The sequence below is a fragment of the Magnetococcus sp. PR-3 genome (assembly GCF_036689865.1).
Lineage (GTDB): Bacteria > Pseudomonadota > Magnetococcia > Magnetococcales > Magnetococcaceae > Magnetococcus.
This window is the reverse complement of the sequence record NZ_JBAHUQ010000020.1, coordinates 32,695-47,343: the sequence shown is the minus strand read 5'-3', so window position 1 is coordinate 47,343 and position 14,649 is coordinate 32,695. Positions and strand designations below refer to the sequence as shown.

Sequence of the window (14,649 nt, the reverse complement as noted above, 5' to 3'; positions counted from 1 at the left end):
AGATCTACGGATCATTATCAGAATAAACCCAACCATAGTTATAACAACCGCAACCCGGTTTGAGAGAGAATTCATGACACTTGACGAGCAACTTTCCGAATCCTCGGTACATGAACATGACCGATCCGATTGGAACGCCACCTTCATCAAGGAAAAACTGGTTAACTACATGGTCCACGATGTGGGCAAAGACCCTGAAATTGCCAGTGATCGCGACTGGTATTATGCCGTGGTCTATTTTGTACGTGGGGTACTGAGTGAGCGGGGTATTCGCCAGAACCGTCACTTGCGTGATGAAAAAGGCCGTCGCGTCTATTACCTCTCCATGGAGTACCTGATTGGCCGCAATTTAATGCGGACCATTCTAGACCTGGACCTGCATACGTTATTAGGGGAAGCGTTGGCAGAGTTCGACCAAAATATGGATGAGATACTAGGTTGCGAAGTCGATGCCGCGTTGGGGAACGGAGGCTTAGGCCGTCTAGCCGCGTGTATTTTGGACTCCATTGCCAACCAAAGCTATCCCGGTATGGGCTATGGCATTCGTTATGAGTTCGGTATGTTCAGCCAATCCATTGAAGAGGGTATGCAGGTAGAGCATCCCGAGCACTGGCTGCGCTATGGTAACCCTTGGGAGTTTGAGCAGCCCAACGTCAAATACCGGGTACGTTTTAACGGCAAGATCCTTTGCTTTAAAGATGCTGAGGGTAATGACACCTGCCAATGGGTTGATACCGAAGATGTTGTCGCACTGGCCTTTGATGTACCTTTATCTGGGCATAAAACGCCAAGCACCACCAACTTGCGCCTATGGTCTGCTCGAGCCACTCGTGACTTTGATCTGAGCTACTTTAATGAGGGTAACTATGTTGAGGCCGTTAAGGATAAAGCGGTTTCAGAAAACCTCTCCAAAGTTCTCTACCCCAACGACTCCACCCTTCGCGGTCAAGAGCTGCGCTTGAAGCAGGAGTATTTCTTTGTCAGCGCCTCCCTACAAGATATTCTGGAGCGCTTTACACTGGAAAATGGGGATATTCAACAGTTCCCGGAGAAGGTGGTTATCCACCTGAATGATACCCACCCATCTTTGGCTGTGCCTGAGCTTCTCCGTATTTTTTGTGATGACTATCACATGAGCTTTGATGAGGCATGGGAGCTGTGCCGTCGAACCTTTACCTATACCAACCACACCCTCTTGCCTGAAGCGCTGGAAACATGGCCCATTGCGATTATGGAGCATGTTCTGCCCCGCCATCTGCAGCTTCTTTATCAGATCAACCACCAGCACCTTAAAGAAGTTAAACACCGCTACCCGGGTGATAGCGACATCCTAAGCCGCATGTCACTGATTGATGATGTCAATAAACGTGTACGCATGGCACACGTCTGTATTGTGGGCAGCTATTCTGTCAACGGTGTGGCTGAACTGCACTCGCGCCTGATGCAAGCAGGCATGTTTAAAGACTTTAAAGAGATGCGCCAGGATGTCTTTACCAATGTCACCAATGGTATTGACCAACACCGCTGGTTAAACATGTCTAACCCAGGTCTCTCGGCTTTGATCAAGGAGAGCATTGGTGAAAAATGGATCTCTGACCTGCCAGCATTAACGGAACTCGCCCCCCTGGCTGATGATGCGGCCTTCCGCCGTAAATTCCACGAGATTAAACGGGATAATAAAATTCGTTTAACCCAATTGATTGCCGATAAAACAGGTGTCGATCTAAACCCAGACTCCATGTTTGATGTACAGGTTAAACGTATTCATGAGTACAAGCGCCAGCTACTCAACGTCATGCATGTGATCACCCGCTACATGCGTATTCGTGATGGCATAGAGACAGATCTGGTTCCTCGCTCGGTCATCATTGGTGGTAAGGCAGCCCCTGGTTACCATATTGCCAAACAGATTATTCGTTTGATCAATGATGTCGGTAACACCATTAACAACGACCCTGCGGTTAAGGGTATGTTGAAGATGGTATTTTTGCCCAACTACAATGTTTCAAAGGCTGAGATCATCATGCCAGGCTCTGAGCTTTCAGAGCAGATCTCCACACCCGGTATGGAAGCCTCTGGCACGGGTAATATGAAATTTGCCCTCAATGGTGCTTTAACCATCGGTACGCTAGATGGCGCCAACATTGAGATCAAAGAAGAGGTGGGTGATGACAACATCTTCATCTTTGGCATGACCGCGGATGAAGCCAACGACTTACGAGCAGGTGGTTACGATCCCAACACCTTCTATGAAAAGAGCGCTGAGCTGCGCCGGGTTATGGAGATGATTCGTGACGGCTTCTTCTGTCCGGATGATCCAGGCCGTTACAGCGATCTGTACAATAACCTGCTGTTTGGCGGTGACCATTTCCTACTCATGGCCGATTACGAAGCATACATTGCTTGCCAAGAGCAAGTAGAGACGGCTTATAAAGATCAGGACAAATGGAACCGTATGGCCATTCTAAACACGGCCAATATGGGGAAATTCTCCATTGACCGGACCGTGCGTACTTATGCGGAAAATGTTTGGAAAGTCAAACCCATGCAACTGCAGCGCTAAGCGATACCGGGCAACATAAAACAAAAAAAGGGGTGGCGACTATGCCACCCCTTTTTTTGTGGGTATTGGTACTTAGCCATTATTACTCAATTTTATGCTTTAGATACATTGCCAACCATTGCAATAGCTATGGATTATGGCCAATAATTCACTGTTTTAATCTATTATAGGTTTATTGCATCGGGTCGGGAGGGCCCCTGCATGTCATCAGCGCTGAAACTCTACGAAAAAGCGGTTCTTGACCGTACCCCAATCACCTTGGCCATTATTTTGTGCCTGACCGTGGTTTTGGGTTGGTTTGCCAAAGATCTTGAGATTGATATCTCTACAGACTCTCTGGTTTTGGAGAATGATGCCGATCTGGCTTATTACGAAGCCATGGCAGCCCGCTATAGTGGTGATGATTTTTTGGTGATTACCTACACCCCAAAAAATCGCCCTCTGTTTCATCCAGCAACGCTTGCTGACTTACGCAAACTGCGTAACGATGTAGACAGCATGGACCGGGTCAAATCGGTTGTCTCGATCCTGGATGTTCCTCTTATCCAATCCCCCCCCATCAGTTTTGCTGAACTGGACACGGGTATCCGTACTCTGGACGATACCCGTACAGACATTAAACTGGCCGAAAAAGAGCTCCGTAGCAGCCCGCTCTATAAAGATCGTTTAGTGGGCGCTGACGGACAAACAACCGCCATTCAAGTCAACTTTTTACGGGATGCCACCTACCAGAGACTTCATGCCCAGCGAAAAAGCCTGCGTGTGAAAAAAATGGAAGGGGCACTTTCGGACGAAGAGGCTGCAGAACTGATTGAAGTCACGGCCGCCTTTAAAACCCACAAAGAGAAGGTTGTTCTACAAGAGCAGCAGGATATTGATCATATCCGTACTCTACTTGATGAACACCGTACGGTTGCACAGATGTATTTGGGCGGCGTACCCATGATCGTGACCGACATCATGCGTTATGTGCAGAGTGATTTGCGTATCTTTGGAGTAGCCGTTTTAGCCGTCATGGGTCTTATCTTGGCCATCGCTTTTGGGCGGTTACGCTGGGTTGGCATTGCCGTCATTACAGCATCGGCAACCGGTTTGATAACAACCGGCTTTATGACCCTGCTGGATTGGCCCATCACCGTCGTCTCCTCCAACTTTTTGGCCTTACTGCTGATCTTTGTCCTCTCTTTGACCATTCACCTGATTGTACGCTATCAGGAACTTCACCGAGAAAACCCAGAAGAAGATCAACGCTGGTTAATTCAACAAACCATACGCAGCAAAGCGACCCCCTGCATTTACATGGTGATCACCACCATGGTTGCTTTTGGCTCCTTGGTGGTCAGTGGTATACGCCCAGTCATCGATTTTGGCTGGATGATGTGCCTGAGCTTAACCGTCGCCTTGGTGCTGAATTTTACCCTCTTCCCTGCCCTGCTTGCCCGCTTACCATTAATGCCCCCTAAAAAGCGTATTGATGTCACAGGTGGTGTCATGGCGCTTTTTCCCAGCATGATTGAAAAGCTGGGATGGCGCATGATGGCTGGCGCCGTAGCTTTAGTTGGTCTTGGTGTCGTTGGTATTAGCCAACTCTCTGTAGAAAACCGTTTTATCGATCACTTTAAGTCCGATACGGAAATTCATCAGGGCATGCTGCTTATTGATCAGGCTCTGGGTGGTACGATGTCGGTTGATGTCATTATCGACCCACCGGTACAACAGCAGACGGATCAGCCTATGGGATCTGATCCCTCCTCATCTTTTGTGCCAGACATGGTCACCGATGCGGCTGAGGCCGTAGGTGACGTCTTTAAAGAGGGCGTTGATGAACTGTGGGGGGATGGTACGGGAGACTCACTTTGGGGCGCAGCGGGCTTAAGCCAGGATGCAGGTATCACTGGGAGTAGTTACTGGTATAACTCTTTCATGGCACCTGAGGTTGATAAAATCCACCAATGGTTAGATGGACTGAAAGAGAGTGGCAAGGTTATCTCTTTATCCTCCACCTTTGAGGTACTCTCTCATTTAAATGAGGGGGAGCTACCGGATGATATTACGCTGTCGGTCATCCATAAAAAACTGACGCCAGAAGTAAAGAGCGCACTCTTTACACCGTACCTGTCAGATGATGGCAACCAGTTGCGCTACTCTGTCAGAGTTTATGAATCCGATCCAAACCTTAAACGTGATCTGCTGTTAAAAGATATCCGCAAAGGGTTGGTTGATGAAGTGGGGTTAAAGCCAGAGCAAGTCCACGTCAGTGGTATGCTGGTACTCTATAATAATATGCTGCAATCGTTGTTTCACTCCCAGATCACCACATTAGGTGCTGTTATGGGGGCGATTCTCGTTATGTTTATGATCCTTTTCCGGTCGGTTAAGTTAGCATTGATCGCCATCGTTCCCAATTTAATTGCCATCCCCTTGATACTGGGTAGCATGGGCGCACTGGGCATACCACTGGATATTATGACCATTACCATTGCCGCCATCAGTATTGGTATTGGTGTGGATGACACCATTCACTATATTTACCGGTTTGGTCATGAAATTCAAAAAGATGGCGACTACCCTGCGGCGGTTAGAAGATCCCATAGTAGTATTGGTCGGGCGCTGTATTACACCACTGTAACCATTGCCATTGGCTTTTCTGTTCTCACCCTGTCTCAGTTTGTGCCAACCATCTACTTTGGCTTCTTGACCGCCTGTGCGATGCTGGTTGCATTAATTGCAAACTTAACAGTCTTGCCGCTACTGCTTGAGAAGTTAAAACCCTACCAACAGAGCTGACCCGGTTAATACCCTGCACCACTCCATGAAACGACCCTTGGTACGTCACGAAAAAAGGCCCCCCGAGTTGTCGGGGGGCCTTTTTTCGTGACGTATGGGGGAGGCTAATCTACCGTCATCCGCTCTCTGGTTTAAAGATAATCCCTGCCAGGGGGGGCAACGTGATCTCAATGGAGTATGGTTGGTCATGCCAACTCAGCTCTTGGGCCTGTAAAGGATCGGGCCCATTACCCACATTGGAACCGGCATAATATTCAGAGTCACTGTTAAGCACCTCATGATAAATCGCGTTCTGCGGCACACCTAAGCGATAGTTACGGCGCACAACTGGGGTAAAGTTAATCACCACCACCACATGTTCATCGCCATCTTGGCGCACATACGCAGCAATGGATTGCTCACCATCATTGGCATCCAACCATTGGAACCCCTCCCACCCAAAGTCTGCTTTGTGTAAGGCAGCACTCTGTACATACAGGTGGTTTAAGTCCGCAACCAACCCCTTCATCCCACTATGAAAATCATGTTCTAACAAGCTCCAGTCCAGCGTCGCGGCCGAATCCCACTCATTACCATGGCCAAACTCAGTCCCCATAAATAACAGCTTTTTTCCTGGGTGGGTAAACTGATAAAGATAGAGCACACGCAAGTTAGCAAACCGCTGCCACTCATCCCCTGGCATTTTTCCCACCATGGAGCCTTTACCATGTACCACTTCATCATGGGAGAAAGGTAGCAGGAAGTTCTCACTAAAAGCGTAATAGAGACTGAAGGTCAATTTATCGTGGTGGTATTTACGGTGAATAGGATCCTCTGCCATATAGCTCAGGGAGTCGTTCATCCACCCCATGTTCCATTTCATATGGAACCCCAAGCCGCCCACCTCTGGTGGCTTGGTGACACTGGGCCAACTGGTGGACTCTTCAGCAATCATCAAAGCACCAGGGCACTCTTGACCCACCACAGAGTTAAGGTGGCGCATAAATTCAACCGCTTCAATATTCTCACGCCCGCCATAGATGTTTGGAACCCACTCCTCACGGGAGTAGTCCAGATAGAGCATACTGGCCACAGCATCAACCCGAAGGCCATCTAAGTGGAATTCATTCAGCCAATACAACGCACTGGAGATAAGAAAGCTCTTTACTTCATTACGACCAAAATTGAAGATGTAAGTATTCCAATCCAAATGCTCACCAAGCCTTGGATCTGCATGCTCATAGAGGGGGGTACCATCAAAGCGGGCTAAGCCGTGGGCATCCTTGGGAAAATGAGCGGGCACCCAATCTAAAATTACACCAATGTCATGGCGATGCATATAATCCACAAAATAGCGGAAATCATCTTCACGCCCAAAGCGGCGGGTTGGTGCAAAATAACCCGTTGCTTGATACCCCCACGAAAGATCAAAAGGGTGTTCTGTAATGGGCATTAACTCCACATGGGTAAAACCCATTTCCTGAACATAAGCCACCAGACGGTGGGCCATCTCTCTATAGTTTAGAAACTGCCCTTCACACCCCCGCTGCCAGGAGCCTGGATGCAGTTCATAAATGGAAACGGGGGCATCCTGCCATGCCCATTTTTTACGTGCTTGCATCCACCCATCATCGCTCCATGCATAGGGAGAAGGCGGGACAATAACGGAGGCTGTTTCTGGACGTAGCTGAAATTGACGGGCCATGGGGTCGGTCTTTAAATGTATGGCTCCTTCCCGATCCCGCACTTCAAACTTGTAATAACCACCGGGCTCCATGTCCGGGATAAACAGCTCCCACACACCACTATCGGGTAGAACACGCATGGGATGACAACGACCATCCCAGTGATTAAAATCCCCCACCACACTGACACGCTCAGCATTGGGTGCCCAGACAGAAAAACAAACCCCTGCCCCCTCATCATTACTCATGACATGGCTACCCAGAAAATTCTGAATTTGCGTATGGTTACCTTCACCAAAGAGATGTAGGTCAAACTCACTGATCATCGGTTTTTGGGCATATGGATCCCGATTAAGGTGCTCATACCCCCACTTATCTTTCCATAACAGGCGGTAACTCTCATCAATATCCGTATCGCTACCCTGCCATTCAAAGAAATCACTCCCTTCCAAACGGGTCATTTCCAAGACAGATTGAGAATCCCGCGCCAGGATACGTACCTGATCGGCATAGGGTAAAAAGACCCGCACCAATAGCTTGCCATGACCTAAAGCGTGACCTCCCAGTAGCTCAAAGGGATCATGGTGGCGGGCATCGGCCAAACGTTGCATGGATTCGGTGAGAGGCTGTGTCATGGCATTTACCTTCTAAAGAACAGGGCCTAAGCCCGATCAACAGCTAATGTAGTCATAGATGTTCAAATAGTGCTCAGCTGGTAACTTCCACGAATGATCATAACGCATACCAGCCTGCATGAGTGCTTGAAACTGAATGGGATCTTGCTGCCACAGCGCTATGGCCCGATCAAGGGCTGATTCCAACCCAGCATAATCGGCATTATCAAAGACAAAGCCATTACGCTTGGTCGGGGGAAGATCACTATGGTTCCAATCAAACACCGTATCGGCCAACCCTCCAACACGGCGTACAACTGGTACGGTTCCATAGCGTAGTGCGATCATTTGGGTCAAGCCACACGGTTCAAATAAGCTGGGCACCACAAGCAGATCCACCCCAGCATAAATCAGGTGGGCCAGTCCTTCATCAAACCCAATTTCCAGGTGGCAATCGGGATTATCATTAAGATCGTTCTTTAAGCTCCAGAAGTCATCATTGATGCCCCGCTCAGATGCCGAGCCCAATAACACAAACTGCCCCCCTTTTTCCAAGGTTCGGAACAGAGCATGGCGGATGAGATGCACCCCTTTTTGGGTATCCAATCGCCCAATATAGGCCACCATTGGTTTATGGGTGGACTGTAACATCAACCGCTCACGCAATGCCTGCTTATTCTCAGACTTACGCTCGAGCTGACCGCCATCATAATGGGCCCGAATATAGGGATCTGTCTGCGGGTTCCAGGTATGATAATCCAAACCATTCAGCACCCCCCCAAATTTATCTTGAAAACGGTGTAAGGTATGCCCTAACCCATGGGCATGCTCTGTATGCCGAGCTTCAAATGCATGCTGAGGAGAGACCGTCGTAACAAAGTTGGCATAGGTGACAGCCCCCTTGGTATGGTTGATGGCACCTGGTGAAAAATCATCCCCCATACGATCAATATGACCATAATAGTCAGGCCGGTTTAACCCTGTGGCATAAAGGATGTCATGCCCTGTTGTGCCTTGATGTTTAAAATTATGAATGGTGTGGCATACCCTTTGATGATCCAACCCTAAAGGCTCATAAATCTCATAGAGCATGACGGGCAGTAGTGCTGTCTGCCAGTCGTGGGTGTGGATAATATCTGGACGTAGATTGGCTTTATATAAAAACTCCAGCGCCGCCCGTGAAAAAAAGCCAAACCTCAGGGCATCATCCCAAAAGCCATAGTAGGTACCACGGTTAAAAAACTGTTCCTTGCCTAGGGGCTCAATCAAGTAACATTTCAAGCCATCCACATGACCAAACCAAACGTTACAAGAGACCAAACCACCATGCCATGGTACGGCTAAATTCTCATAATAGATGGCAAGATCCCATACATGGTCATAACGCATACAATCATATTTTGGGAGAATAATTGAGACATCATGCCCACGATAATGCAGTTCACGGCTTAACCCGTGCACCACATCACCCAGCCCCCCGACTTTGGCCACTGGTGCGCACTCTGACGCCACCATGATGATATTCATATTCAAACCTTTAATAACCTGTCTGCATTTTCGAAGGGGCGTAGCAGCTGTTAACCCGTAAGGTAACCCATACCATTGACAGCTCGGAGATCATGTTAAGTTTTTTGTGAACCCGCTGTAACAATCCCTCTTTCCACTAAAAAGCCCCTTCTTTATCCTTAAAAGAAGGGGCTTTTAAAAACAGCGACTGTTTTGATTTTAACCGGCGGAGGGTGCAGCCTTGGTTGTGGGCTTTTTAGCGGCTGCTGTACGCTTGGTCGTCGTCGTTTTTGCTGTGGTTTTTTTAGCTGTAGAAGCGGCGGCTTTGGCGGCTGGCTTCTTAGCTGCTGTACTGGCGGCTTTGGCGGCTGGCTTCTTAGCTGCTGTACTGGCAGTTTTAGCTGTACGCTTTTTAGCCGCAGGCTTCTTGGCTGCAGAAGTTGCGGCTTTGGCTGCTGTCGTGGTTTTACGCGTCGCCGGCTTTTTGGCTACAGGCTTGGCGGGTTGTTGCTGTGCATCCATACGACGCTCAGCCTCTAACCAATGGTCCATGTCCTCACCTTGGGGACAGCCACGCTCTTCCCAAATCTGGTAAGCCAACTCTTGTACACTGCCGGATTTATGCTGAGTCATCATATCGTCACTCCCTTGATTTCTTAAAACTATGTGGCTTTCCAATTCTATAGAAACCACTATCTTTATGGATCCCTACCTTGGATCGTCAACCTGCCATGCGATTTGGAACCTGCCAGCTCCAAGCATTCATCTTTATTTTACCAGGGATTATAGACCTGCTTGTCAACAGACAGATCAGATCCAGATCAAACCGTGTGACCTTTAACCCCGTAATAAACACTTTTCATTCTGTAGAAAGCTCAACCAATGTTTAAGCCCCTCTAACCGTTTTTAGGCTAAAAATGCGATGAAAACAAGCGTTCAATAGCCTTAACAGTGTTTTTTCGAAAAGCTGTCACACAACAGTTGCATAAAGGGTTCTGTTGAATGCACCTTTCCAAAAAAATGAAAGGGAGCGTTTCATCACAAAACGCTCCCTCTATTGTACACTTCCAAAAGGGTCAGAGCTGTCGTTTGCAAGGATTATGAAAGGGGTGGCCGCGCTTGTTTAAGCATCTTAGTTAAAGCTTTAAAGCGGGCATCTTTCTCCATCTCCTCCAGGGTTGCCGTCAATTTCCGCTGCCAATTCGGGTGCTCATTCACAGTACCAGGCAAGTTAACCTGATCACGCTGCTCAAGCACATCTTCAAGCTGCACCATAAGTAGATGGGCAGGCGTGTGCGATAACATATGGTAAACAGCCTGAATGAACTCAGGGGTCACGTCAGCATCTTCCTCCAGAGCCTCAAAGGGAATACCAGCTTCTCGCAAAGCCTCCATGAGTTTGATTTTATCATGGTGGCGTTGACCTCTGAACTCCTCGGCCATGTCTGCACGGGGGTAGAGCTCCAACTCTTCTTTAACACCAAGATCCACCCCTTCCCAGAACCCTGCAAAGGTGGGCAGATCATGGGTGGTAGCTGCAACCAATGAGCGGGTATTAAACTCTTGTGGTTGGAGGAAGCGACCTTCCTCCGCCCGTTCAAAATAGAGTAGTCGGTACGAGAGAATACCGTTATCCGCTAACTTCTCTCGGAATCCTTCAGGTACTGTACCCAGAGCTTCACCAATCACCAAACATTGATTCCGCTGACTCTCCAAGGCGACCAGCCCCAACAGATCTTCTACCGGGTAGCGAACATAACCCCCTTCTGTCGCAGGTGCTCCAACAGGCACCCAGAACAGTCGGGCCAGACTCATCACATGGTCCAGACGGATCGCGCCTGCATGGCGCATGGTGTTTCGCAACGCATCAATAAACGGTTGGTAACCCTCTTCCCGCAAAGTGCGAGGATCAAAGGGTGGCAACCCCCAGTTTTGGCCCTTAGGGTTAAACAGATCTGCAGGCGCCCCAATACGCATATCTCCCGCATAGGCACTCTGCTCATTCCAGAAATCAGCACCATCAGGATCCACACCCAGCGCCATATCGGCATAAAGGCCTACCGGCATGCCAAGCTCTTGCGCACGACCTTTTGCCGCTTGCAACTGATCATCGGCAATCCAGTAGAGGTAGAGCTGGAAGTAGATCTCCTCTTCATGGCTCTGGGTAAAGCGCTTGACCTCAGGAGAATCAGGACGTCGGTAGGGGCTGGGCCAACTACGCCACCCCCCCATATCTTCTCCACTCTTGGCAAAATGCTCGGCCAATGCATTGAAGGTCGCTAATCGGCACAGCGACTCACCGCCACCTTTAACAAACTGCTTAAAGGCCAGACCTCGCTCGGTGGTAACACACCCATCATCCGGTGAAAGGTGGGCTTGACGGAACACATCAAATAGCAACCGCATGATAGAGAGCTTAAGCACCGCGACTTCGGCATAGTCCACCATCTCGGTTTCACGTAGTTTATGCAGCAGCCTGCGTACACCAGGAGATTTTAACCGTGTCTTCGCCTCAGGGCAGTTGGCCATCTCCGGGACCAACTCTGGGGCAATATAGAGCGGGTTAACATAGTGCCGACTGTTGGGTGAATAAGGACTTATCTGCTCAGGACGCTCTAAGAACAGCGTATGCAATGGGTTCAACCCAATAACCCCACCCCCCTGTTTGGCGGTCATCTCCACCAGCTTGGTCAGATCCTGAAAGTCACCAATACCCCAGTTCCGTTTGGAACGAAGTGCGTAGAGCTGAGGACTAAAGCCCCAAATACGGCCATCATTCTCCTCCAGTTTTTCAGGGAGGTAGCAACGCTCTGGAGCCACCACCAACCGCATACTGGCAAAATCTCCATCCGGTAAACCTGCACCATGTAGTTCAAAGCGGTAGTAGCCAACTTCCAACTTTTCATAAAGGTGGAAGATGCGTCTTTCCAGACGGTGACCATCCATCAGCCGCTCACCATCTAAAGCCAGATCATTGGGTACCACCTTGCCCGGCTTGATCTTCCCCTGCTCATCCACCAACACCCATTCCAGGGCTTCATCCACCATCTCTGTATTGACAACGATGGGAATATCCACTCCGGCACTGGGGTAGCGGCTCATCACCACAGGTGGCATAGCCCGTCGCCAAGGCTCCTCTTCCAGCTTTGAGAAACTGGCTAAGATCTGATCGCGGTTATCCGCCGCCAGCCCCATAGCTGCCAAAAAGCTGCGCAGTGAAGCATCGGGTAAATTGAACCACTCGCCAAAGACCGTCCAGTAGCCTTTTTCAATACCTGCTTGCTCAGATAGCTTAGCCAGCAGTTCATGTTCATCTCCACTGGCAGCTGGTTTAGGCTTGACGGAGACCGCACGCTCCCGCCGCGCTAGGGTAAACAGCACGGCACTACGTCCACCCACTTTATATTTGCTGATGGTTCCAGCTTGTCGATCTCCTAAACCAGCCCCCTGCTCCATGGTATCCAGCAGCCGGGTCCATCCACTGCCATCATCTACCTCTGGCAGTTGAAAATCCAAAGGTTCATGATGACTGTTCAGCAACAGTAGGAAGGTGTCATCAACCTGCGCAGCACCATAACGGGATAAGAACTTTTCACCCGCCTCGCCTGAAAGCAACATACCCAGACAGAGGGTATGGGTATTATCCCAGTCGTGCTGCTCCATCTCACGGCCATCAGGACGCATCCAAACCACATCTTTGACCTGCAAACCTGTGATTTTTTGACCATCAAAATAGCTGTTTCTTCTAAAGACAGGATGCTCCCGGCGCAACTTGATTAAAAAACGGGTGAAAGCCAACAGCTCCTGAGCTTCATGATCCTCTTCATCCCAGCTCACCCAGCTAATGTCGTTATCCTGGCAGTAGGGGTTGTTGTTACCATTTTGCGTACGCCCCTGCTCATCCCCAGCGACCAACATGGGTACACCTTGAGAGAGCATCAAGGTCGTCAAGAAATTACGCATTTGGCGCATGCGCAATGTGCGTATTTGCAGATCATCACTCTCCCCTTCAGCCCCACAATTCCAACTGTCGTTGGCATCGCGGCCATCACGGTTATCCTCTAGATTATCCGTGTTGTGTTTATGGCTGTAGGAGACCAGATCCCGTAGTGTAAAACCATCATGGGCCGTCACAAAATTGATGCTGGACCAGGGTCGACGACCATGGTGATTAAACATATCGCTCGAGCCAGTCAAACGGGAAGCTACCTCCCCCGCCATGCCCTGGTCTCCCTTCCAATACCGACGTATTGCATCGCGATATCGATCATTCCACTCCCCCCAGCCGGGTGGGAAATTACCAACCTGGTAACCGCCATCACCAATATCCCAGGCCTCTGCAATCATTTTTTTACGGGAGAGCAGTGGATCTTGCGCAATGGCATCCAAAAAACCGGAATGACGATCAAAATGGCCATCCGCTTCTCGGGCCAAAGTGGTGGTTAAGTCAAAACGGAAACCATCCACATGCATCTCACCGGCCCAATAACGCAGGGAGTCCATCACCAGCTGCAAGACCTTTGGGTGACGCAGGTTAAAGGAGTTACCACACCCTGTAAAATCCCGATAATAGCGGTTATAACCGGGCTCTAGCTTGTAATAGGCCTTGTTATCAATCCCTTTAAAACTCAGGGTTGGACCTTCATGGTTGCCTTCTGCGGTATGGTTATAGACCACATCCAGCAACACCTCGATCCCCGCTTCATGAAACACCTGTACCATGGTTTTGAACTCACGGATCGCATCCGGGCCACTGGCAAAACGGGGGTTGGCAACAAAAAAGGCCAGGGTGTTGTAGCCCCAGTAGTTTGAGAGCCCCTTCTGTGCCAAGTGCCACTCATCAACCGAGGCATGCACAGGGAGCAGCTCAACCGAGGTTACCCCCAGATCTTGAAGATAGTTTACAACGTCAGGAGAACAGAGCCCTGCAAAGGTACCCCGTTGATTTTGTGGAACCTTGGGATGCTGCATGGTAAAACCGCGCACATGCATCTCATAGATAACTGTATCCAACCAATCGGTACCAGGGGTGTGCTCCCCGCCCCAGGTAAAGGCGGTATCAACCACCACACACTTGGGCATATAGGGGGCACTGTCCAGATCACTAAAGCTCAGGTCACCCAAGGGATCGTCATAACGGTAACCAAACAGAGCCTCGTGCCACTGCAACTGACCATTAAGTTGCTTGGCATAAGGGTCCAGCAAGAGCTTGTTATGGTTAAAGCGGTGCCCGTTTTCAGGATCATATGGACCATAAACCCGGTAACCATAGAGCTGGCCCGGCCGAATGTCTGGCAGATAGCCATGCCATACCTGGTTGGTATACTCCAACAGTTGAATGCGGGCTGTTTCACGAAAACCATCCGGCCCAAACAGGCATAACTCCACCCGTTCAGCATGCTCAGAGAAAATCGCAAAGTTAACACCACGGCCATCCCATGTTGCACCTAATGGAAATGGATTGCCCGGCCATACCCGGATGGAAGATCGACTCACGATCACAGCCCCTTAAAAT

At 49.5% G+C, this 14,649-nt stretch carries 6 protein-coding genes; 2 read left to right on the top strand and 4 right to left on the bottom strand.

Annotation, left to right across the window (positions count from 1 at the left end; translation table 11 throughout):
* Positions 1–73 precede the first annotated feature (73 nt).
* Both V5T57_RS12480 and V5T57_RS12475 read left to right on the top strand, forming a co-directional pair.
* Complete coding sequence (locus V5T57_RS12480; RefSeq protein WP_332891554.1) at positions 74–2,563, top strand: glycogen/starch/alpha-glucan phosphorylase; 2,490 nt, start codon at positions 74–76, stop codon at positions 2,561–2,563.
* A 201-nt stretch (positions 2,564–2,764) separates the two neighbouring features.
* Positions 2,765–5,350 (top strand): efflux RND transporter permease subunit, encoded by a 2,586-nt coding sequence (locus V5T57_RS12475; protein ID WP_332891553.1) that lies wholly within the window; start codon positions 2,765–2,767, stop codon positions 5,348–5,350.
* Between the two features lie 115 nt (positions 5,351–5,465).
* Here V5T57_RS12475 and glgB read toward each other — a convergent pair whose 3' ends face one another.
* The 4 genes from glgB to glgX form a co-directional block, all read right to left on the bottom strand.
* Positions 5,466–7,649 carry a 1,4-alpha-glucan branching protein GlgB gene (gene glgB, locus V5T57_RS12470; protein ID WP_332891552.1) on the bottom strand — a complete coding sequence of 728 codons (2,184 nt, stop codon included), beginning with the start codon at positions 7,647–7,649 and terminating at the stop codon, positions 5,466–5,468.
* A gap of 36 nt (positions 7,650–7,685) precedes the next feature.
* Positions 7,686–9,155 carry a glycogen synthase gene (locus V5T57_RS12465; protein ID WP_332891551.1) on the bottom strand — a complete coding sequence of 490 codons (1,470 nt, stop codon included), beginning with the start codon at positions 9,153–9,155 and terminating at the stop codon, positions 7,686–7,688.
* A gap of 198 nt (positions 9,156–9,353) precedes the next feature.
* Entirely contained in the window at positions 9,354–9,770 is a 417-nt protein-coding gene (locus tag V5T57_RS12460) for a DUF2934 domain-containing protein (protein ID WP_332891550.1), read from the bottom strand.
* Between the two features lie 462 nt (positions 9,771–10,232).
* The gene (glgX, locus tag V5T57_RS12455) at positions 10,233–14,630 is read right to left on the bottom strand and encodes a glycogen debranching protein GlgX (RefSeq protein ID WP_332891549.1); all 4,398 of its coding nucleotides are present in this window, start codon (positions 14,628–14,630) and stop codon (positions 10,233–10,235) included.
* Between the last annotated feature and the right edge of the window lie 19 nt (positions 14,631–14,649).

What these genes read in the sequence shown, in the direction of transcription:
- V5T57_RS12480 (WP_332891554.1), top strand. Translation starts at nt 74, where the DNA reads ATGACACTTGACGAGCAACTTTCCGAATCCTCGGTACATGAACATGAC.
- V5T57_RS12475 (WP_332891553.1), top strand. Translation starts at nt 2,765, where the DNA reads ATGTCATCAGCGCTGAAACTCTACGAAAAAGCGGTTCTTGACCGTACC.
- glgB (WP_332891552.1), bottom strand. Translation starts at nt 7,649, where the DNA reads ATGACACAGCCTCTCACCGAATCCATGCAACGTTTGGCCGATGCCCGC.
- V5T57_RS12465 (WP_332891551.1), bottom strand. Translation starts at nt 9,155, where the DNA reads ATGAATATCATCATGGTGGCGTCAGAGTGCGCACCAGTGGCCAAAGTC.
- V5T57_RS12460 (WP_332891550.1), bottom strand. Translation starts at nt 9,770, where the DNA reads ATGATGACTCAGCATAAATCCGGCAGTGTACAAGAGTTGGCTTACCAG.